The 21,172-nt window shown below is 59.7% G+C and carries 14 protein-coding genes; 5 read left to right on the top strand and 9 right to left on the bottom strand.

Features of this window, described 5'->3' with window-relative positions; genetic code table 11:
- Positions 1 to 207: 207 nt before the first annotated feature.
- The 9 genes from JFU47_RS14400 to cbiE all read right to left on the bottom strand — a co-directional run bounded on the left by JFU47_RS14400 (position 208) and on the right by cbiE (position 9,029).
- Positions 208 to 1,587 (bottom strand): PepSY-associated TM helix domain-containing protein, encoded by a 1,380-nt coding sequence (locus JFU47_RS14400; protein ID WP_201183705.1) that lies wholly within the window; start codon positions 1,585 to 1,587, stop codon positions 208 to 210.
- 129 nt (positions 1,588 to 1,716) lie between these two features.
- Positions 1,717 to 3,834, bottom strand: coding sequence for a TonB-dependent copper receptor (locus JFU47_RS14395; RefSeq protein ID WP_201183703.1), 2,118 nt, complete (start codon positions 3,832 to 3,834; stop codon positions 1,717 to 1,719).
- A 124-nt stretch (positions 3,835 to 3,958) separates the two neighbouring features.
- Positions 3,959 to 4,420, bottom strand: a complete 462-nt coding sequence (locus JFU47_RS14390; protein WP_201183702.1) for a DUF2946 domain-containing protein — start codon at positions 4,418 to 4,420, stop codon at positions 3,959 to 3,961.
- 20 nt (positions 4,421 to 4,440) lie between these two features.
- On the bottom strand, positions 4,441 to 4,920 hold the full coding sequence (locus tag JFU47_RS14385; RefSeq protein WP_140894724.1) for a copper chaperone PCu(A)C: 480 nt from the start codon (positions 4,918 to 4,920) through the stop codon (positions 4,441 to 4,443).
- A 48-nt stretch (positions 4,921 to 4,968) separates the two neighbouring features.
- Positions 4,969 to 5,367, bottom strand: a complete 399-nt coding sequence (locus JFU47_RS14380) for a DUF2946 domain-containing protein (RefSeq protein WP_201183701.1) — start codon at positions 5,365 to 5,367, stop codon at positions 4,969 to 4,971.
- 48 nt (positions 5,368 to 5,415) lie between these two features.
- On the bottom strand, positions 5,416 to 5,727 hold the full coding sequence (locus tag JFU47_RS14375) for a hypothetical protein (RefSeq protein ID WP_201183699.1): 312 nt from the start codon (positions 5,725 to 5,727) through the stop codon (positions 5,416 to 5,418).
- A gap of 275 nt (positions 5,728 to 6,002) precedes the next feature.
- Entirely contained in the window at positions 6,003 to 6,731 is a 729-nt protein-coding gene (locus JFU47_RS14370; protein ID WP_201183698.1) for a cobalt-precorrin-6A reductase, read from the bottom strand.
- Positions 6,728 to 7,825, bottom strand: coding sequence for a cobalt-precorrin-5B (C(1))-methyltransferase (locus tag JFU47_RS14365; protein WP_201183696.1), 1,098 nt, complete (start codon positions 7,823 to 7,825; stop codon positions 6,728 to 6,730). The genes JFU47_RS14370 and JFU47_RS14365 overlap by 4 nt, the downstream gene beginning before the upstream one ends.
- Positions 7,818 to 9,029: a precorrin-6y C5,15-methyltransferase (decarboxylating) subunit CbiE gene (gene cbiE, locus JFU47_RS14360; RefSeq protein ID WP_201183695.1), complete on the bottom strand. Its 1,212-nt coding sequence runs from the start codon at positions 9,027 to 9,029 to the stop codon at positions 7,818 to 7,820. Before cbiE ends, JFU47_RS14365 begins: the two co-directional genes overlap by 8 nt.
- Before the next feature lie 144 nt (positions 9,030 to 9,173).
- Here cbiE and cobG point away from each other — a divergent pair, with 144 nt between their 5' ends.
- The 5 genes from cobG to JFU47_RS14335 all read left to right on the top strand — a co-directional run bounded on the left by cobG (position 9,174) and on the right by JFU47_RS14335 (position 21,117).
- The gene (gene cobG / locus JFU47_RS14355) at positions 9,174 to 10,481 is read left to right on the top strand and encodes a precorrin-3B synthase (protein ID WP_342215379.1); all 1,308 of its coding nucleotides are present in this window, start codon (positions 9,174 to 9,176) and stop codon (positions 10,479 to 10,481) included.
- On the top strand, positions 10,474 to 11,100 hold the full coding sequence (locus JFU47_RS14350) for a precorrin-8X methylmutase (protein WP_008038718.1): 627 nt from the start codon (positions 10,474 to 10,476) through the stop codon (positions 11,098 to 11,100). The genes cobG and JFU47_RS14350 overlap by 8 nt, the downstream gene beginning before the upstream one ends.
- Positions 11,100 to 11,831: a precorrin-2 C(20)-methyltransferase gene (locus JFU47_RS14345; RefSeq protein WP_201185237.1), complete on the top strand. Its 732-nt coding sequence runs from the start codon at positions 11,100 to 11,102 to the stop codon at positions 11,829 to 11,831. The genes JFU47_RS14350 and JFU47_RS14345 overlap by 1 nt, the downstream gene beginning before the upstream one ends.
- Positions 11,831 to 13,534: a precorrin-3B C(17)-methyltransferase gene (gene cobJ, locus JFU47_RS14340; protein WP_201183691.1), complete on the top strand. Its 1,704-nt coding sequence runs from the start codon at positions 11,831 to 11,833 to the stop codon at positions 13,532 to 13,534. The genes JFU47_RS14345 and cobJ overlap by 1 nt, the downstream gene beginning before the upstream one ends.
- A gap of 680 nt (positions 13,535 to 14,214) precedes the next feature.
- Entirely contained in the window at positions 14,215 to 21,117 is a 6,903-nt protein-coding gene (locus tag JFU47_RS14335; RefSeq protein WP_242485139.1) for a TcdA/TcdB pore-forming domain-containing protein, read from the top strand.
- Positions 21,118 to 21,172: the final 55 nt, after the last annotated feature.

Here is a 21,172-nt window from a genome sequence, read left to right as displayed (position 1 = left end):
CTCTGAGATATTGGGGGATGCTGATGACGCTTTCGCGAGCAGGCTCGCTCTCACAGGTATTGCGTAAATCCCTGTGGGAGCGAGCCTGCTCGCGAAGGGCCCTTTGAGCCCGAACATAAATAGTGCGTTACACAGTAACACTAAAAATAACTATGAGATAAGCGCGGGAAGTCTACAGATCCCTCTAACCCGCGCATCTCGCCCGCTTCATGATGAAGGTGAGGCCGATTCAGTTTGCCGATTGAATCGCGACAGCAGCACCCGATCCAGCAGCCAAACCACCACTAGCGAAGCGCCCACCAACGGGAACGCCACCGCCAATGCGAACATGATGACCATCGCGGTTTTCCATTTCGGCAAGTCGTGGCGCAGCGGCGGAACACCGAATTTTCCTTGTGGGCGGCGCTTCCACCAGATCACCACACCGCTGACGGCGCTGAGCAGAATCATCAGGCAGATCAGCAGGATGATGATCTGATTGAGCGGGCCGAACATTTTGCCTTCATGCAACATCACGCCGATTTCCGTTGCGCGGGCGACGGTGCCGTACTGCTCGAAACGCACGTCGGCGAGGACGTCGCCGGTGTACTGATCCACATGCAGCGTGGCGTCATTGCGCGGGTCGTCGGCGAACACCGCGATGGTGAACACGCCAGTCGCAGTGGTCGGCAAGGTGATGCTGTAGCCCGGTTCGACCTTGCGTTGCACAGCGATGTTCTGCACGTCCTGCAAGCTGATGGTCGGCGCGGCGGGGCCCGCTTGCGCGCTACCGTGGGCCATGTGTTCGGCGTGGTCGCCGGACATTGGCATCGGCGTGTTTTCCATTGCCCAAGGCACGGTCTGGCGGGTGGCGGTGTTGAGGCTGCGGGCCTCGACATCGGACTTGGGCACGTTGTCCCACATCGCTGCCGGAAAGACGTTCCACACTTGCGCGTATTGCTTGCCCCAGAACCCGGTCCAGGTCATGCCGCTGAGCAGCATCACCAGCAGCAACGTCGCGCCCCAGAACCCGGTCACCGCGTGCAGGTCACGCCAGAGCACTCGACCGCGACTGCTCAAACGTGGCCACAGGATGCCGGCTGCCTGGCCGCGCGGCCACCACAGAAAGACGCCGGAGACCACCAACACCACGCCCCAACCGGCGGCCAGTTCGATCAGTCGATCACCGACGGTGCCGATCATCAATTCGCCATGAATCGCTCGCGTAACGGCTTGCAGATTCTTTTTCGCGTCTTGTTCGCCGAGGACATCGCCGTGGTAGGGGGCGACGAAAACGTTGAGCTCGTTACCACCATCGAGCACGACAAATTGCGCGCTGCGTGCGGCGTTGACCGGTGGCAAATACTGCTTGATCGTGGCGTGTGGATAAGCCTCTTTCACCCGCTTGAGCAAGTCATCGGCCGGGACGCTGTGGTGCCCGGCCGGGACGTTCAGCAGGCTGCCGTACATCAGCGGGTCAAGTTGCGGCTTGAACAGGTAAATGATGCCGGTCAGGGCCAGCATCACCATGAAAGGCGCGACGAACAGACCGGCATAGAAATGCCAACGCCAGGCCAGGTTGTAGAAATTCACTTTGGGCTGTTTCATCACGTGTGCTCCGCTTTGGCATGGATCTTTTAGTTGTTTGTTTGCGGTTGCTGCGCAACCGATCGCGAGCAGGCTCGCTCCCACAGGATCAACACTGTTCATGTGGGAGCGAGCCTGCTCGCGATGCTTTTAGAAGCTCATGTCCACCTTGGTCCAGAGCGTGCGCCCCGGTTCTTTAATGGCTTGCGGGTCATTGGCCGGGTAGCCGAAACCGGCGTTGCCGGCCAGGTTCAAGTGCTCGGCGTACGCCTTGCCGAACAGGTTGTCGACGCCGGTGCTGACCTTCCAGTTTTTGTTGATCCGGTACGCGCCATTGAGCGAGAACACGCCAAAGCCTGAGGTCTTGTCGAAGTCCTTGCCGACCACGTTGCCCTTGTTCTGGTCGATGCGGTTTTGCGCCGCGACCACTCGCCACAAGGCCCCGGCGCTCCAGTTGTCTTCGCTGTAGGTCAGGCCGAAACGTGCGTCCAGCGGCGGCATTTGCGGCAGTGCGTTGCCGTCGCTACTGTTTTTGCCCCAGGCGTAGGCCAGGGTCGCATCGGCTTTCCAGTTGCTGGTCAGCTTGTAGGCCGCCCCCAATTCGCCGCCCATGATCCGCGCATCGATGTTCTGTGCTTGCGAGGTCATGCCCATCATTGTTGGCGTGTAGTTGAACAGGATGTAGTCGCGCACCTGCCCGATGTAGCCCGAGGCCCAGGCTTCGAGGCCTTCGGTCCTGTATTGCAGGCCGAAGTCGAGCTGGGTGGTTTTTTCAGGCTTGATCGAGTCGAAGGCATTCACCGAGCCGGCGGGGCCGGACTTGGGTGAAAACAGCTCCCAGTAATCCGGGAAACGCTGGGTGTGACCGAGGCCGGCATACAGCGTGGTCGGGCTGTCGGCCAGGTCATGCTCGTAACGGATGAAGCCGCTTGGCAGTGTGTCGGCACGGGTGTCGTCGGCGGTCGGGTTGGGGCGCGCCATCATCCCGGAGCCAGTGGTCTGCCGGAAATCCTTGGCCGAAGCACGGTCCAGGCGCGCGCCGGTAATCAGCCGGTCACGGTCGGCGGCGTACCAGGTCAGTTCGCTGAACACGCCGTAGTTATGGAAGTCGGCGTCCTTGTTGCGCGGCAATTCCTTGTAGACGTCGATGCCCATGGCGCTGCGCTGGCGGTGTTCGCTGGTCTGCGCATCGATGCCGCTGATCAACTGCACATCGGCCCAGCGCCAGGTGGCTTTGATCCGTGCGCCGAGGGTTCGACGGTCGACGTTGGAGGCCATGGGACCTGCCATCATTCCGGTGCCGGACGGCGTGCGCAGGGTGTAGTTGTCCATCACGTGGTCGGCGTAGTTGTAGTAGATCTGCGCCTCGACCTTATCCAGCACATCGCCGATGTTCGACCTCTCAAACCGCAGGCCCAGGCTTTCGCGCTTGAACTGCGAACCGTCCATGCTGCGCCCAGCGTAACGCGCTTCGCCATCGCCCTTGCCGGCGGTGAGTTCCAGCAGGGTGTCGGCGTCCGGGGTCCATCCCACCGCGACGTCGCCATTCCACTTGTCGTAGCGCGACGGCACGGTGTCGTTGTTTCCGTCCTGGTAGTCGTCGGCATGCGCGGTGTTGCCGATCACTCGCACGTAACCCAATGGCCCGCCGGCAGCGGCGTCCACTACTTTGTCGAAACGGCCGTTGGAGCCCGCCAGCACGCTGGCGTTCACCCGCGTGCCGAGTTCACCGAAGCTTTCCGGCTCTCGATCGAAAAGGATGGTTCCGGCCGACGCGCCCGGTCCCCAGAGCACAGTTTGTGGGCCTTTGATGACGGTCAGTTTGTCGTAGGTTTCCGGTGAAATGTACGAGGTCGGTGCGTCCATTCGGCCGGGGCAGGCGCCGAGCAACTGGCCGCCGTTGGTGAGGATGTTCAGCCGCGAGCCGAACATGCCGCGCAGTACCGGGTCGCCGTTGGTGCCGCCATTGCGCACCAGGGCGAAGCCGGGAATGGTTTTCAGGTAGTCGCCACCGTCGCTGGCCGGCACCGGTTGGCGCGGGTCCTTGGGGTTGGTGACGATGGTCAACGGCGAACTCGGCGCGATGGCAGTGATCACCGTCGGGCTCAGTTCTTCGCTGTGACCGGCGTGTTCATCGGCCAGCACCATCGGTGTCAGCAGTGCACCGCAAAGGAAGGCGGTGGCGTGCCTGAAACGAATACTGGATTCGTTCGGGGCAAAAGACGCTTGGGCAGCGCTCAAGCGTGTGTCAGCAGAAAACCTGGACATGACAATTTCCATCGAACAGTCGTAAACGACACGGCCGGCAGCCTGCGCGATCCTTGTGGGAGCAAGCTCGCTCCCACAGGTTGCTGTGGTTGTCTTCGAAACCGTGTGAGATCGGAGGGGGTGTTTACGCGGCGATGGGCGGGGCGCGGGTGCGGGCGCCGGGGAAGAAGGTTTGCCGGGCGTGGCCCAGGCGAGGGGAGGGTGTGGTGAAGGTGGTGGCTTTTGGCGTGTCGAATGCGACGAAGGACTGGCCGCCGGTCAGCGCCGGGCAATTGAACAGCAGGCTGCAATAGCCGCATTTTTCCCAGAGCGCGTGATGTGAGGCTTTTGGCGGGCAGTGTTCGGCGGTGGTTTGCGCGCTGTGGTCGGCGTGCTCCATCGCCGACATGTCCATGCTCATGTCCATGCTCATGTCCATCGACATGTTCATGGTCATCGAGGAGGCGCGTTGATCCATCGGCATCGACTGAGAAATCAGCGGGCCGATAAAGATCATCAACATGGCGAACAGGCTGATCCAGCTACCGCGCGTCAGGCTTAACGGCTGACGACGGTGTGCGGATGACCTGGCGCTAAGCGGGCGCATGGGTGTTTTGGGTCAGCCGTTTACTGGGCGTGGGCGTGCGTCTGCATGTCTTCCGGTGGCTTCTTCTGCACTGAGATTTCGACCGTCACGTCGCCGGATTTCTCGAAATGCATTGTCAGCGGGAAGCGTTTGCCGTCGCTCAGCAGGCTGCGGTCTTTCAGGTTTACCAGCATCACGTGATAGGCCATCGGCGCAAAGGTGACGTTGCCGCCGGCAGGAATGTCGACGCTCGGCACCTGCTGCATTTTCATCAGATCGTTTTGCATGACGTGCTCGTGCAACTGGGCTTCGCCTGCAATGGGTGAGTCGACGCTGAGCAGTCGGTCGGCCGTTTTACCGCTGTTGTGAATCACGAAATACGCCGCGACTGTTGGCGCGTTGGGCGGCAACTCCTGCGACCACGGATGAGCGATCTCCAGCTCCCCGGCCTTGTATTCGTGAGCATTGGCAAAACAGGCAGGCAGCAGCAACACAGCCAGGACGATGAGTTTGTTCAACATGGCAGTTCTCCAGAACGATTCAAAACGCAGGTCAATTGCGAGAAGGAATCACACCAGAGGGGATGCGCGGGGATTGAGGCTTGGCCATTGCTGGCGCGGTGTCGGTGTATAGAGAGAGGCGTGAGGCAGGCTTCGATTGGCCTCGAAACGCGCAAAATACAGTTGTGGCACATGCCCGGGCAACGCCACCAACGGCGCGGAACCTGAACAGCACCAGCAATGCTGCATGTTGGAATGCTCGTCGTTCTGCGGGGCTTTCTGTTCGATATCGCCCAGGGAAATCGCCACCATTTTCGTGCCGCTGGCGGAACAGAAACTGCCCCACAACAACTGCTCGGCGGGTGATTTCGCCGTCTGTGCCATCGCTCCTGACATCGGCATGGCGAGCATGTTGAACAGCACTGCGAAGCAGGCGATCCAGGCAAATGCGAGCCGTTGTCGGGACATGGGACAAATCCGGTTGGGTGGGGGATCAGGCGCGGCTATTTAGCCTGATCAGGGCCGATAAGTAAAAAAGCGGCGTGCGGTGTGGTGTCGCAGCGCGTCAGTAAGCATGTCGTGCAGCCGGCGTGCGAGCTCAGCCTCGCCGTTTTGAAAGAGTGTAGCGACTTCGATTCTTAATGCCTGAGCAAATTGTGGGTCACTTTGGATTCGTGCGCGGATGGTCTGTTTGACGTCTCTGAACGCCAAACGAACGAAATCCCCATCTCCCGAATCTTCCTTCTCACTGGCCTTGAGGTAATTCCACATATCGGCAGGTGTCAGGAGAAACTCGGCAATATCGAAACGAGTGAATTTTTCAGGCATACGGCATTCCTCGTTACATTCGTGGAGCACCGAAATATAGGGACGGGGTTATGGGCACACAAGTCAGCCGATTTGGATGATCTTGTGCGTGAGATCCGATGGATATGTAGGGCGTTGCACATTTTTTATAGCAGCTGGCGAAGCCTGCGTTCGGCTGCGCAGCAGCCGTAAATCCTGCATCCACGATTAACCTGAAAGACCGAGGCGTTTGATTTTACGACTGCTGCGTCCGAACGCGGCCCGAACCGAACGCAGGCTTCGCCAGCTGCTACAGGTTATGTGGTGGTTTCTGCTGTCAGGGCTGCCAACACGTCATTCACCGACCCAAACTCCCGATCAACCCCCGGCAACACTGGCCGCTGCAAAACAATCACCGGCATCCCACGCTCCCGAGCCACTTCCAGCTTCGGCTCGGTCGCCGTGCTGCCGCTGTTCTTGCTGATCAGCACATCAATCTGCCGACGTTCAAACAGCGCACGTTCATCTTCAATCAGAAACGGCCCACGCGCGCCGATGACTTCGCAGCGTTCGTTGCCGGGGTAAACGTCCAGTGCGCGCAAGGTCCAGAATTGCTCTTGCGGGATTTCATGCAAATGTTGCAACGGTTCGCGGCCGAGGGTGAACAACGGTCTGTGGAAAGGTTTGAGGGCCTCGATCAACTCGGCCCAGTCGCTGACATCCCGCCAGTCATCCCCGGCCTGTGGTTGCCAGGCCGGGCGCCTTAACGCCCAGCAGGCAATACCGCTCAACCGCGCAGCGGCGGCGGCGTTCTGGCTGATTTGTGCGGCGTAGGGATGGGTGGCGTCCAGCAACAGGTCGATCCCTTCATTCCGAATGAACTGCGCCAGCCCTTCGGCACCGCCGTAACCGCCAACGCGAACCTGGCAGGTCAAATCTGTTGGCACGCGCCCCACGCCGGCCAGGCTATAGATGTGTTCCGGCCCGAGGGTCCGGGCGATGGCCAAGGCTTCCGTCACGCCACCGAGCAACAACACGCGCTTCATTGAATAGCTCCCGCATGGCCAACAATCCCGCCCTGGCGATCAATGGCGAACACTTCGACCTGAACCTGCGCCGGCACCACGCTGCGAGCAAAGTCCAATGCGTGCTGACACACCACATCACCCAGGGCGATCCCGGCAGCGCTGGCCATCGCCAAGGCTTGCTGGCTGGTGTTGGCTTCGCGAATCCCTTGCTGCAACGCCTCATCGGCGCCAATCGCTGCCGCCCACTCGGCCAGTTGCGGCAGGTCGATGCTCGAATGTCGACTGTGCAAATCCATGTGCCCGGCCGCCAGTTTGCTGATCTTGCCGAAACCACCGCAGAGGCTGAGTTTATCCACAGGCACTTTGCGCAGATGTTTGAGCACTGCGCCGACGAAGTCGCCCATTTCGATCAAGGCGATTTCCGGCAAGTCGTAGACCCGGCGCATGGTGTCTTCACTGGCATTGCCGGTGCATGCGGCGATGTGCAGATAACCGTTGGTTTTTGCCACGTCGATGCCCTGATGGATCGAGGCGATGTAGGCCGCACAGGAAAACGGCCGGACGATGCCGCTGGTGCCGAGGATCGACAGCCCGCCGAGAATCCCCAGGCGCGGGTTCATAGTTTTCAGCGCCAGGGCTTCGCCGTCCTCGACGTTCACCGTGACCTCGAAGCCGCCCGGGTAATCAAGCTCCTCGGCCAGCAGCGTCAGGTGCTCGCTGATCATTTTGCGCGGCACCGGGTTGATTGCCGGTTCGCCGACGTTCAGCACCAGCCCGGGCCGGGTGACGGTGCCAACGCCACGGCCAGCATTGAACCGAATGCCCGGCTCGCGGCGCAGGCGCACTTGGGAAAAGAGCAGGGCGCCGTGGGTCACGTCCGGATCATCGCCGGCGTCCTTGATTGTTCCGGCTTCGGCGCCGTCGTCCGTCAGTCGACAGAATTCCAGGCGCATTTGCACCTGTTTGCCTTTGGGCAGAATGATTTCAACGGCGTCCGCTTCCACGCCACTGAGCAGCAGGCGCGCCGCCGCAAGGCTGGTGGCGGTGGCGCAGCTGCCGGTGGTCAGGCCGCTGCGCAGCGGTGCGGGTTGTTCGGCGGTTTCGTCACGCATCGAAAGGCTTCGTCACTTCCAGCAAGGTAATCGGCAACGCTTGACGCCAGGTATCGAAGTCTCCCAACGGTTGCGCTTGGGCGATATGGATCCGCGTCAGCTCGCCGCCGTGCTGCTCGCGCCAGGCCATCAAGGTCATTTCACTTTGCAACGTGACGGCGTTGACGATCAGTCGGCCGCCGGGTTTGAGTTGTGCCCAGCAGGTTTCGAGCACGCCCTCGCGGGTGACGCCGCCGCCGATGAAAATCGCGTCCGGGCGTTCGAGTCCGTCCAGGGCTTGCGGTGCACTGCCGCGAATCAGTTGCAGACCGGGCACGCCGAGCGCATCGCGGTTGTGTTCGATTAGTAACTGTCGGCTTTCATCGGCTTCGATGGCCAGCGTTCGGCAACTCGGATGGGCGCGCATCCACTCGATGCCGATCGAACCGCTGCCGGCGCCGACGTCCCACATCAACTCACCAGGCACCGGGGCCAGGCGAGCGAGAGTGATCGCGCGCACGTCGCGCTTGGTCAGTTGACCGTCGTGCTTGAAGGCTGAGTCTGGCAGACCGGCCAATCGGGAGAGGCGCGGCATATTGGGTTCGGCGATGCACTCGATGGCGATCAGGTTCAGATCGGCGATCACAGGATTGTTCCAGTCATTGGCGACACCCTCGATGCGTCGTTCGGCAGCACCGCCCAGATGTTCCAGCACGGTGAGGCGACTCGCACCGAAACCGCGCTCACGCAATAACGTCGCGATGGCGGCCGGGCTCTTGCCGTCGTTGCTCAACACCAGCAAGCGAACACCGCTGAACAACTGCGCATTGAGTGCGGCGATGGGACGAGCAACGACCGAAAGTGTGACCACATCCTGCAACGGCCAGCCCATTCGCGCCGCTGCCAGCGAGCAAGAGGAGGGCGCCGGCAGTATCAGCATTTCATCACCGGACAGCTGCCGGGCCAGGCTGGCGCCCACGCCAAAGAACATCGGATCGCCGCTGGCCAGTACGCAGACCGGTTCGCCGCGCAGCGCTAAAACCGGCTCAAGGGAGAAAGGGCTGGGCCACAACTGCCGCTCGCCACGGATGCACACGGGCAACAAATCCAGTTGCCGCTGGCCGCCGAAGATCCGCGAGGCGCCCAGCAGAGCGCGACGGGCGTTTTTGCCCAGACCCTTGAAGCCGTCTTCGCCGATTCCCACTACTGTCAGCCACGGTGACATCTACAGCCCTCAAATATTGTCCTCAAACGGACTGTTCCGACGGGCAGGCTTTTCATGCCGTCGAACAAAGCAGGCATAATACCGCGCCTTCGCCCGCGAAGCGCCTTTCCCACACAGCCGGTCGCCCCCTTGAACAAACGCCCGATGTCCTTAGCCTTTCGCCCCTCGGCCTGCCCGGGGTTGCTGCGTATCGTCCAGGCGCTGGATGGCGGTATCTGCCGGATCAAGTTGAAGGGCGGTTCAATCAGTGCGGACCAGGCCGACGCGGTGGCCAGTGCGGCCGAACGCTTTGCCGGAGGCGTAATAGAGGCGACCAACCGCGCCAATCTGCAAATTCGCGGGATCGGCAGTGATCATGGCGCCTTGATCGATGGCCTGATGGCTGCCGGGTTGGGGCCAAGCACCGCCGCTGGCGACGATGTGCGCAATTTGATGCTCAGCCCCAGCGCCGGGATTGATCGGCAGAGGCTGTTCGACACGCGCCCGCTGGCCGAACAGATTCTCGCCACGCTGCAAAGCCATGAACACTTTCACGACCTTAGTGCCAAGTTTGCCGTGCAACTGGATGGCGGCGAAGGTCTGGCGATGCTCGAGCATCCTCATGATCTGTGGTTGTCCGCCACTGAGCGAGACGGCGAACTGGTTTTTGCATTCGGTCTGGCGGGTTGCCTTGGGGACCCGCCTGCGGGCGCGGTGTCATTGGCGCAGGGCCATGCGCTGGTGGTCGCGGTGCTGGAGTTGTTTCTTGACCTGGCGCGTCCCGAGCAGACACGCATGCGGCATTTGCTCACCGAATGCTCGCTCGACGTTTTTCTCGCTCGTCTGGCCGAACGTGTGCCGTTGATGCCCATCACGGGTTGGCGGCGCAAGGTAAGTCCGGGTGTCTTGCACATCGGCGCTCATCCACAGCGTGAGGCGGAGCGTGTGTATATCGGCGCGGTGCCGCCGCTGGGTCGCCTCAATCCCGCGATGCTCAGAGGCGTCGCACAACTGGCGCGTGATCAGGGTGACGGCAGCTTGCGTTTCACACCCTGGCAAAGCCTGTTATTGCCCGGTGTTCATGTCGACACTGCGGCTCAAGTTATCCACAGTCTCGAACAGCTCGGTCTGCGTTGCTCGGTCGACGATGCCTTGGCGCACCTGATCGCCTGCACCGGCTCGACGGGTTGCGGCAAAGGCCTGGCCGACACCAAGGGCGATGCCCGACAACTGGCGGCGCTGCTGCAACGTCACGGCCAAACACTGAACGTGCACCTGTCCGGTTGTCCGCGTTCCTGCGCGGCCGCGCACAGTGCACCGGTCACGTTGCTCGCGGTTTCTCCCGGTCATTACGACCTCTATTTTCGCGATGCAGCGCAGCCGGGTTTCGGCGCGCTGCACGCACGCAACCTTACTATTGAAGCGGTCGCAGCCTTGCTCGACGCCCGCTCACGGAGCCCCCTTGATGCTTGATTACATCCGCGACGGTCAGGAGATCTATCGCAACTCCTTCGCGATCATTCGTGCCGAGGCCAACCTCGAGCGTATTCCGGCCGACCTGGAAAAACTCGCGGTCCGTGTGATCCACGCCTGCGGCATGGTCGACGCTATCGACGGGCTGCAATTTTCCGAAGGCGCGGGCAAGGCTGGCCGTGATGCGCTGGCCGCCGGTGCACCGATCCTGTGCGATGCGCGGATGGTCAGCGAAGGCGTAACCCGCACGCGATTGCCTGCGAACAACGAAGTCATCTGCACCCTGCGCGATGAAAGCGTTCCTGAGCTGGCCCGTGAGTTGGGCAACACCCGTTCCGCCGCTGCGCTGGAGCTGTGGCGCCCGCACCTGGAAGGCAGCGTGGTGGTGATCGGCAACGCGCCGACCGCACTGTTCTATCTGTTGGAAATGCTCGACGCCGGCGCGCCGAAACCGGCACTGATCCTGGGCTTCCCGGTGGGCTTCGTCGGTGCCGCCGAATCCAAGGCAGCGCTCGCGGCAGACAGCCGTGGCGTGCCTTTCGTCATCATGCAAGGCCGGCTGGGCGGTAGCGCCATGGCCGCCGCCGCCGTCAATGCCCTCGCCACGGAGATCGAATGATGCAGCAACCTGGACGTTTGATCGGCCTGGGCGTCGGCCCCGGTGATCCGGAGCTGATTACTGTCAAAGCCCTGCGCCTGCTGCGCGAATCGCCGGTGGTGGCGTACTTCGTCGCCAAGGGCAAAAAGGGCAATGCCTTCGGCATCATCGAGGCGCATTTGCAAGACGCGCAAACGCTGCTGCCGCTGGTGTATCCGGTCACCACCGAAGCATTGCCGGCGCCGCTGTCGTATGAACAAGTGATCAGCGACTTCTACGATGCGGCCAGCGAAGAACTGGCCGCGCACCTGGACGCTGGCCGTGACGTGGCGGTGATCTGCGAAGGCGATCCGTTCTTCTACGGCTCCTACATGTACCTGCATGATCGTCTGGCTGAGCGTTATGAAGCCGAAGTTGTGCCGGGTGTCTGCTCGATGCTCGGCGGTGCCTCGGTACTGGGTGCGCCGCTGGTGTATCGCAATCAGAGTTTGTCAGTGCTGTCGGGTGTGTTGCCCGCCGACGATCTCAAGCGTCGTCTGGCCGATGCCGATGCCGCCGTGATCATGAAGCTGGGGCGCAACTTTCCCAAGGTCCGTCAGGTGCTCGAAGAACTCGGGCTGGCGGAGCGAGCGCTGTACGTCGAACGCGCGACCATGGCCAACCAGAAAATCGTCCCGCTGGATCAGGTCGAGCCGATGTCCTCGCCGTACTTCTCGCTGATCATTGTGCCCGGTGAAAGGTGGCAAGGCTGATGGCCCGTCCAGTTCCGGCGATTGTCATTCTGGGCAATGGCAGCCTCGCGACTGCGCGCAAGATTGCGCAGCTATACCCTGGCGCATTGATCCATGGTCTAGCCGAACGGGTGGAAGGCGCGGACCGCGTCTATCACGAATTCGGCGCTACCTTGCGTGAGCTCTATCAGCAGGACACGCCGATCATCGCCTTGTGTGCGGCCGGCATTGTGATCCGCACCCTGGCGCCGTTACTGCTGGAAAAAGGCGCCGAGCCGCCAGTGCTGGCCGTGGCTGAAGACGGCAGCGCCGTGGTGCCGCTGCTCGGCGGCCTCGGTGGCGTGAACGTCATGGCGCGAGAGATTGCTGCCGGTCTCGAGGTTGCTGCGGCGATCACCACCAGCGGTGAATTGCGCTTCGGCACCTGCCTGCTCAATCCACCCAGCGGTTACGCCCTCGGCGATCTGGAACTGGGCAAGCGCTTCGTCTCGGATTTGCTCGGCGGCCAAAGCGTACGCGTCGAAGGCGCTGTGCCGTGGCTGGCGCAGGCGCAGTTGCCGCAAGATCCTCAAGCGCAGCTGTCGATCCATGTCGGCCATGCCGAGCGTGTGCCTGCGGCCAATGAATTGATGATCTACCCGCGCAATGTGCTGGTGGCGGTGAGCGCAGAGGTCGCGGATCTGCCAGGCGCCGTTCGCTCAGCCCTGCATCAAGCGAAAATCGCCGTGCAATCGGTGGCGTGCCTGTTGGCGAGCGATCTGGACATGGCCAGCACGGTATTGCGCGAAGCGGCACTTGAACTGGGTGTACCTCTGCGGTTTGCGTCGGTCAGCGGCGGCGTTAGCGAGCTGTCCCGCCACACCGTGGCGAACGCTACCGTCGTGTCAGCGGATACCGGCATTGCCATCGCGGTGGCCACTCAGCCGCTGGACGCTGCACAGATCGGCCGTGCACGCGGTCGTTTGGCGGTCATCGGTCTGGGCCCTGGCGCCGCCGAACTGATGGTGCCAGCGGTCAAGGCCGAACTGGCCAGGGCCACCGACGTACTCGGTTACGAAACCTACGTGCGCATGGCCGGGCCGTTCCGCGAAGACCAAGTGCTGCATTGCACTGACAACCGCGAAGAGATGCAGCGTGCCCGCCACGCCTTCGAGCTGGCGGCGCAAGGCCGTTCGGTGATTGTGGTTTCATCCGGTGACCCCGGTGTGTTCGCCATGGCGGCGGCAGTGCTTGAAGCGTTGCATGAGTCGAGTGAGTCGAGCTGGCACAGCGTTGATCTGGAGATTCTTCCGGGTGTCTCCGCTTCGCTGGCGACCGCTGCGCAGGCCGGTGCGCCATTGGGGCATGACTTCTGCGTGATGTCGCTGTCGGACAACCTCAAGCCTTGGGCGATCATCGAGAAGCGCCTGGACCTGGCCGCCGAAGCCGATCTGGCGTTGGCGTTCTACAACCCGATCTCCCGTGCGCGGCCGTGGCAACTGGGCCAGGCGCTGGAAATTGTTGGCCGGCATCGCACACCGGAAACGGTCGTGGTGCTGGGTCGCGACATTGGCCGTCCTGGTCAGACGCTACGGGTTACCACGCTCGGCGAACTGACCCCCGACCAGGTCGACATGCGCACCATGGTGCTGATCGGTTCCTCCACCACCTGCGTGTTCCCTCGTGCCGAGGGTGGCGAGTGGGTGTATACGCCGCGTTGGTATGGCATCAAGCCTGCCTCCTGAACCTTGGCGGCCCCACGTGGGCCGTTTGTCACTGAATATATTCCCGCCTGCTGGTCGGCACTTTCGCTTTGGCGTTGATGTGTCATCTATTTCACCAATCGTTGTGGGATTTACGACGCTCGCCAAGAAGAATTGATACTGTTTTCGGTCTCTGTTTTCTTCCTTTGTGTAGTACTTTTTTGTAGTTGCAAACTTTGGTGTTGCGCACGAATCACTGCGTCGCCTGTTTGCTGGCGGGTTCAAGATTTTTGTTTGTCTGTGCGCACTTGGTTAAGTCAGCAATATAAAGTTTTATTTTTTTTAAGTTTGATTGTATTGAAATTAATTGAATTTCTTCGGGTTTGAAGTGCCCGTTCTTACCCTTTAGTTTTGTCTCGTGTGAAGTGGCTACTTTGCATATTGGTCTGGTCTCGTTCAAAAAATACGAAATGTTTGACGTAATCGTCGGACAGTATTTGCGTGGCCGGCTTACAGAATTTATTTAAGTGTATTGAAGGTAGGGAATCGTTTTGTCTAATAGTCATCTGGATGTGCCGCCAGTAGGTGAGTACGTGAAATTCGTAAACCTTTTTAAAGTTAAAGAACTTGAACAGGCGTTGCTTTCGTACAAAGGAACCGCCGAATATGATGCCGCCTTCAGGTATTACTCAGGCTGCATCGACTTGCTCGATTCGCCCAGGATGCTGGAGCCGCTGGGCCTGTTGAAACAGGCTTTGGCATCTTTTGTCGGGCCTGTGGGTCGACCACGACGAACGACTGAATCGCTTCCACCCCAGAGCGCTGCCCCCGGCGTGGCAGACATCTACGAACGGCTCGAAGGTTTCGAGGCTCGTTTGTCGAACGGTGCGCAGCAGTTGCAAACTCCCAAAACCAACGTTCCTGACAATCTGCATTTTGTCTGGCTCGGCGGTGGTATAGGCGATATCCAGCGTGACTACATCAATATCTGGAAACAGACACTGGCTGGGCAGGGTTACACCCTCAAACTCTGGTACGACAGCGATGCATTGCTGGCCTACGAAACCAATCGGATTATTGTCGAGGCAGCCAAGGCTGACGCCATGCTTAATGGCGGGCAGGCCAGTCGTGACGCTTTTGAACTAGGCGACAAGTATGAAGAACGGGTCATCGCTCTCAAGCAGCAGATGTTTGCGCACATTAATAAAGCGGTAGAGCGCGGTGAGAGCGCCGACAACGCCAGGATCGATCTGTTGGTTCGAGCCTATAGCCAAGATGAAGGGCGGTTGAAAGTACTCAGGGAAAAGAACCGCCAGAGTCTTTTGTCGTTGAAAGAGGGCGCTATTGTTCTTCGCGATCTCGCCACCGAGCCGACACCGTTGTACTTGCAGGACATCTACGAGCGAGAAATCAGCTTGCGTGGCAACTTTGCTGCCGCCTCCGATATTGTCCGCGCCGAGGCACTGGTCGCCGACGGTGGTAGTTATGCAGACGTGGATTATCTGCCTGCGCTGTTAGAAAACCTGGGCGGGGTGGATATCAGCCGGTTTGGCTCGGATGCACGCCTGGGTGTTTTGCAGTTGATACTTGACCACAGTCCTGAGTGGATGCCGGGGCGGCAGGTTATACGCAGCAAGTACACAAACTATTTCGAGCAAATTCCCCTGGAACACCGTGAGGCGTTGGAGAATTTTGCCAAGAGCCGTCCTGATATCAGCAGTGTTTTCCGGCGGCCGGTAGAGCGCCAGGTGCGACCGGACGGGCTGCGTGCCGTCGCCGTACAAAGCACGTTGAGTAACGCGTTCCTGATGGCTCATCCCGGGTCAGCGATGCTCAAGGCCGTTCTTGACCGTTTCAGGTTCAACTATGAGGTGGTGGATGCCACTGCCCGGTTAGCCATTGAAAGAAAGGTTGCGCTTACCGACGCTCAGGCAGTCAGTAACATTGCCGAGGAGGTGCTCGAGAAAACATTTGGGCCCTTGCATGAACTGGGGGATGAAGAAATAGCGGTCAGGTTTTTGGCTGAAGCTGCCGCTGCTTACTACAGCGACGGTATCCGTCCACAGAGCGAAGTGACGATTTATTTGACCGGACCTGCTGCGATGCGCGATGGGCTGGCGGATTACGAGAAGAGGCATTTCACCCCACAGGGCGCTGAAGCTTCGAGAGCTGAAGTTGCCATACCTCCCATCGCCACCGTCAACCTGGCGACCGAGGAGGAGCTGGATCACTCCTGGAAGGAGAATGAGAGCGACACGGCTCAATGGCTGGATAGAGAAAAGCAGCGTTGGGAGGCCGGGAAGTTCAAAACCCGCTATGCCGGCGATGTCACACAGCTGCTCAAGTACCAGAGTATTGATTTCGAAGAAGGCTGGCCGGTGATCGAAGGCCATCATGTGTTGATCACCGATCTATTGCAGCAACTGGCCGATGATCTCGGTGAGCCATTTCGCCAGGCGATGAGTCAGCGCCACAACGGCAGCGTGACGTTTGAAAAGCCATTGTCCCTGAGCTTCGATGACCGGCAAGCGATCATCGCTCAGGATGCCAGCATCCGCCCCCCGGCTTCCCTACTGGACGCGGCGACACAAAATCTGTCAGTGGATGAACTGCTGAGCCAAGTCGCCAAAGACCCACTTCTCACCGTAAAGCTGAACCCACTGCAGCGTCTGTTGCTCGGTGGGCTATTGGGCGTCAATGCATTGGATAACCAGCATTTTGACGCGGCCAGTGCAACGCTTGAAAACCTGGCCAATACGATGTCGGAGTTGGGGGTCATCCACCGTTACGGGGCCATTGAACGGGAGATCTTCAAGCAAAGTCGTCCGGCTTTCCTTGCCGGGTTGACGGGCGCTTCCAACCCGTCCGTGGCCTTGTCCGAAACCAGTGTCGAACTCAAGAAACAGGCACTCGAACGCCCACTGACCCTGCTGGAGTGGGGACGTTCGGTCGCCAGAATTCAGCACGTGGCGAAACTCGAGTACCGCGACCGGATCAGCGAACGAATCGGTGAAGTGCTGGAGAGCTTCGAGCACGGCAGCTTCAAAATGGTGCCACAGGACTTGTTGCTCGAAGGCGCGGGCGACCGGGTTGCCGGACGCTGTTACCCATTGGCGCTGGCCATGGCCGCAGCGCTCCATAAAGGCAACAAAGCGGCAAACACTTTGAGAGAACGCTTTTACCTGGCCGTCACCGAGCCTGAGGCCGCGGACTCAAAGGCGTTTGTGAGCATGATTGAGGAATTGCGTGACGCGCCTGTCAATGGCATAGGCACGCCACTGATGCGCTCTGATCTGGCTCAGGTCGTAGCGATACTGGAAGAAAAAACGGCCAGCACGACCGTAATGCTCAATTCGGACAACCACTCGATGCTGGTGGCGAAAATCTTTGAAGGCGAGCGCAGCAATTACCTGCTCTACGACCCGAATTTAGGGATCTTCGAGATTGTTACGTCGTTGGCGTTCAGTGACGCATTGACGCACTATTTCCTGCGCAAAAAAATGGCCATGCATTACGCAGCCTTTGGCGATGCGCAACGGCCGACCTTTGATCTGATCGAGCTCGATGGTACAAAACTGAACAAGATAGTGCTTGCCTCCGGTATTGAGGTATCAAGCCTGTCCGAGCCAGGCGCTTTGCCTGAACAAATGCTGCCAAAGCTTCGGCAACGCGTGGCCAGTGCACGTGGACAGTCGCTGGTCAACAATGCGGCGCTGGGCAGTTCATTGCTGGAACTGGACGCGCACTGGTGGGGTGGGCAGATCGCGCAGGCGACACGGCAGTTGCAGGAGCAACACGGGCTGGCGTCGGATTCTGTTGTGTTGTTCGAGACACTGGAGATAACCCCGACAGGGGAATACAAAATCAGTCTGGTCAACACCGATGCCGCGCAGACCATTGAGCATGTCACCACCAGCGATCAGCGGTTCCTGAGAATTAAAAACTTCCTCTCCGAAACCTTCCATTCATTGGCCGCTCGCCCGCGTGCGCCGATCAATCCGCTTGATCCGACGGACGCCGGCAGCGTTCATACGCTCAATGCCGGGTTCACCGTACAAGCCTTGATGAACGTACTGCGTCGTCACGAGAGTGCAGCGAGCGGTGGCGACAAGGCCCTGACCACCGCCATTCGCCTGCATGCCTACGTCAACTATGCCCAACTGGCCCATGGCAACGTAGTGGACGTTATTGGTGTGATCAAACTGGTCCGCCAGGCACTGGACGATGAAAAGCTGATCGCCCGCACCAGCGCACCGTTGGTGCAAAAGGCCTTGGGGCATATCGCCAATGAAGGCGTCGGTACTGTGCTGGGGCTGGTGAATGTCGGGTTTGATATTTATCAGTTAAGCCACGCCACCAATGACGTTGAGAGGGCGCAGTTCGGGACGCAGTTGGCCTTTGATTCCGCGAGTGCGGTGGTAGGCGCAGCCGGTCTGGGTGCGGCCCTGGCTGGCGCGGGTACGGTGGCCGCGGTGCTGGGGGGCGCCGGGGTGATTCTTGGCGGGTTGGCGGTGGGCGTTACGGCGCTGGCCGAAGGTTTTGCGACGATTGCGGAGGAAGCCAAGGAGGTCGCGCTGTTTTTTGATGGGCTTGAAAAGGCGTATTTACAAGGTGGCTATCACCTGGACAAGGCGGCGAATGCCTGGTTTGCGCATCCCTCGCTGGTATTCACTGGCATGGATTTGCACGCATCCACCGTCCATTTCGACAGCCCGAAACTGTTCCCGCTTCGGGACCATTTCGGGGTCCCGGATTACGATGTGGATTACGACCGCACCGTCGATATTCGCCAGGGCCTTGGGTTGCCGGACTCGGCGCGTTTCTCTCCACAGGCCGGGCAGACGATCGTGCTGCCTTGCACACCCAAGACCTTTTACGGCTACCAATACAAGTTGCTGCCCTTTGTCACGTTTCGTCATGCCGGCGGGTACGACACGGCACGTCGACTGGAGAAAAAGAACGAACAGGGGCAATGGCAGTTTCTGTTTTCGTTCTATTCGTTTCCCGGTGAGTACGTGGTCAACCGGCTGTACCCGGTCTACCAGCCAACGGTATTCAATGTACGTCTTGATAACGTCCAGCGTTCACTGGCGGTACCTGCGCTGCCGAAGGCGTGGCATGGCCTGGTGTCCTACCGGGTAGAAGGCGCAGGAGCTCAATGTTCCGTGCTGCTCAATCCCGGGGTGAGCCTTGAACTCGCCGCACCCGGTCACATTGCCATGCAATGGGTGTTGCTGACGCCATGGCTGGTGGAGGCAGACATCCGGATTGAGGCCGGGGGGCGCCTTGTCTCGGGGACATTGGATGTAACGTTCAATGGCAGTGGCGTTCACCATGTGTTGCTCAAGCTGTCGAATAACAAAATCGTGCGCGTTGATCTTGTTGCCCGCCAGCTTGAAGTGGTCGAAGAAGAGGCCAATCCGGCCCTCGGGGAGCAAGCGTTGCTGGATCACTTCAAGTCATTGGCCCGTGAACATCGCCTGGCCATGCCTTATACCCCGGTTCACAACTTTGTGGTGCCGTTTGAAAAGCCGGACGAACCCAGGACGGTAGCCGCGTATTACGACTCGGCACAGGATCGTTTTCTGTACATCCGCGACCCAAAGGTGCTGATGTCCGATGAAGTGATGTTGGGCGCGGTGGTGGAGGGTTCGGCTTACTTCTATCACCCCGATGATTTCTATGTCTGGCAGGTCGATGCGATCACCGGGACGCTGGTTCAGCGCTATCGGTTGAATGCTAAAGAAGGCCAGGCGATTGTCCGCTGTGAGGCCGTGACCAACGGCGGCATTCAGATTGTGCAACAGCTCACTGGAAAGGACGGCCTGCGCGATGAGCTGACCTATGTGATCCATGACCGGGCCGTGTTGCTCAGCTCGATTACCCGTGGTCAGGATCCTGCACTGCAGGCTGTTTTGGAGGCTGACACGCTGACGGACTGGAAGCAGGTACTGGGCGACTATCACTTGCCGGCAGAGTCCGCCAATAAAGTGAACTGGCGTCCCGGTGCACTGGTTTCGATTTGTTGGCAGATCGATGCCGAGTCGCGGGATCTGGTCTGGGTGCGCAGCAGTGATGGGTTGATTATTCGTGCACCTGCCAGGCGTCACCATGCGCGGGGATGGGCAGACTCGATCAAGGCCTTGAATGATCTTGTGCTCATTGCTCCCGCCGGTGTCGAGGGCGAAGTGTTCGTTACCTACGACAAACTTCACCAACGCCTCATGTGTCGGCAAAGGTCGATGGTGGAGGGGCGCGCACAATGGTCGTCCAGCAACATCTCCCCCCCTGGGCTGAAAAATGTTGTCGCCGTTGAGCGGGACTATCTCGTCCTGACTGACTCTGGTCTGTTCTTTAACATTATGCCGGACGGGAATCTGAGACTCGGCGGGCTGACCGAGCACTGGTTCAAGGATCAAACTCAATGGTGGTCGGCGCTGGCAACGGTTGCGTTGCAATACCCGGTGTCGAGTTTTGCCATCCTGGGTTTGACCGGTTTCAAGGCCGGTTTGTGCGCCTGGTACCTGGGTGGTCGGCTGCTGCTCGCTGAAATGGGGCACGGCAAAGAAGTACGGTTGCTGAGTATTACTCCAGACAATCAGGCCACCTGGCTGTTTGATCTTTCAACCGGCAAGATTGTCCGTCAGGGTTTTATCGATCCAGCCCGCTTGAGCACGGCATTTGCCCAGGGAACGAAACTGTTACTGGCTGAGGCATTGTCAGCCCCGACGCAGGAATGGGCGAGCTGGACCTTTAGCGACGTAACAGTGGAAGGCTCTGGCCTGAGGGCAACGACGCTTGAAGGTGTGGAGGTGGATTTACAGTACAACGAACCGGTACGGATTACGGGCGTTGACAGCCATTGGGTCGCTGCACTGGAAGGTGAATTGAGTGAGGGCCTGGCGGCGCTGGCGAACGAACATCGATGCGCCGATTTTCTGTCCGTCAAAGACCCCGACTACCAACAGTGGTACGTAGTCCGGACCGGACGGTTGATCCGCATTCCGAAGGGCACTATTGCTGCGCAATTCACGCTCGTCGGCACCCAGCATCAAACCAATGTGATGCTGCATGACCGCAGGGATGGTTTTTTGCACACCTATCCGCAAAACAACAGGGTCGGGCCGCTCGACTATGTCCAGCGAAACGCCGAAGTACTGGTGGTCGAGGGAGCGAAAACGCGTACGGACCTGCTCCCGTTGATTGCCGATGATGTCAGCATCCTGGTGCTCAAACTGGGTCAAGGTTCAACGACCTTTCGGCTTACCAGAGCCGCGTGGTTGAAACTTGAATCGGTCATTGTCGATTGCCGCCATTCGCTCGACCACTCGCCCTCGGTTCCGGGAAAACTGATCTGGGATATCGTGGTTGCGGATCAGTTGTGGGCGAGCCGGGTCGATGAGCACTTGGTGATTGTGGATTCGGACAGCGGACACAGCTTGATCTTTCGCGACGTGTTCTCGACCGATGTCGTTTTGCAACGAAACGTATTTCTGGCGATGAGCGGCTATCAGTCCTTTGCGGTGTCAACACTAGTGAGTGACCTGGCCAGGAGGGGCAGCGCGAGCAGTGTGTTACTCAAAGATATTTTGCCCATCGCAATAGTTGAAAAAACAGAAGGTTGAGTTCTGACAACCACTGACACATTGCGCCTGTTCGATGTGTCAGTGGCTGTCGGCT

The organism is Pseudomonas sp. TH39(2020), from assembly GCF_016650715.1.
Lineage (GTDB): Bacteria > Pseudomonadota > Gammaproteobacteria > Pseudomonadales > Pseudomonadaceae > Aquipseudomonas > Aquipseudomonas mandelii_C.
The sequence above is the reverse complement of the archived record's forward strand: the minus strand, read 5'-3'. Positions and strand labels throughout refer to the sequence as shown.

Bases quoted from the DNA above. Each gene is read 5' to 3' on its own strand.
- cobG (WP_342215379.1), top strand. From the start codon at position 9,174: ATGTCCTTAGCCTTTCGCCCCTCGGCCTGCCCGGGGTTGCTGCGTATC.
- JFU47_RS14365 (WP_201183696.1), bottom strand. From the start codon at position 7,825: ATGCGTGACGAAACCGCCGAACAACCCGCACCGCTGCGCAGCGGCCTG.
- JFU47_RS14350 (WP_008038718.1), top strand. From the start codon at position 10,474: ATGCTTGATTACATCCGCGACGGTCAGGAGATCTATCGCAACTCCTTC.
- JFU47_RS14370 (WP_201183698.1), bottom strand. From the start codon at position 6,731: ATGAAGCGCGTGTTGTTGCTCGGTGGCGTGACGGAAGCCTTGGCCATC.
- JFU47_RS14345 (WP_201185237.1), top strand. From the start codon at position 11,100: ATGCAGCAACCTGGACGTTTGATCGGCCTGGGCGTCGGCCCCGGTGAT.
- JFU47_RS14385 (WP_140894724.1), bottom strand. From the start codon at position 4,920: ATGTTGAACAAACTCATCGTCCTGGCTGTGTTGCTGCTGCCTGCCTGT.
- JFU47_RS14380 (WP_201183701.1), bottom strand. From the start codon at position 5,367: ATGTCCCGACAACGGCTCGCATTTGCCTGGATCGCCTGCTTCGCAGTG.
- JFU47_RS14335 (WP_242485139.1), top strand. From the start codon at position 14,215: ATGCTGGAGCCGCTGGGCCTGTTGAAACAGGCTTTGGCATCTTTTGTC.
- cbiE (WP_201183695.1), bottom strand. From the start codon at position 9,029: ATGTCACCGTGGCTGACAGTAGTGGGAATCGGCGAAGACGGCTTCAAG.
- JFU47_RS14375 (WP_201183699.1), bottom strand. From the start codon at position 5,727: ATGCCTGAAAAATTCACTCGTTTCGATATTGCCGAGTTTCTCCTGACA.
- JFU47_RS14400 (WP_201183705.1), bottom strand. From the start codon at position 1,587: ATGAAACAGCCCAAAGTGAATTTCTACAACCTGGCCTGGCGTTGGCAT.
- JFU47_RS14390 (WP_201183702.1), bottom strand. From the start codon at position 4,420: ATGCGCCCGCTTAGCGCCAGGTCATCCGCACACCGTCGTCAGCCGTTA.
- cobJ (WP_201183691.1), top strand. From the start codon at position 11,831: ATGGCCCGTCCAGTTCCGGCGATTGTCATTCTGGGCAATGGCAGCCTC.
- JFU47_RS14395 (WP_201183703.1), bottom strand. From the start codon at position 3,834: ATGTCCAGGTTTTCTGCTGACACACGCTTGAGCGCTGCCCAAGCGTCT.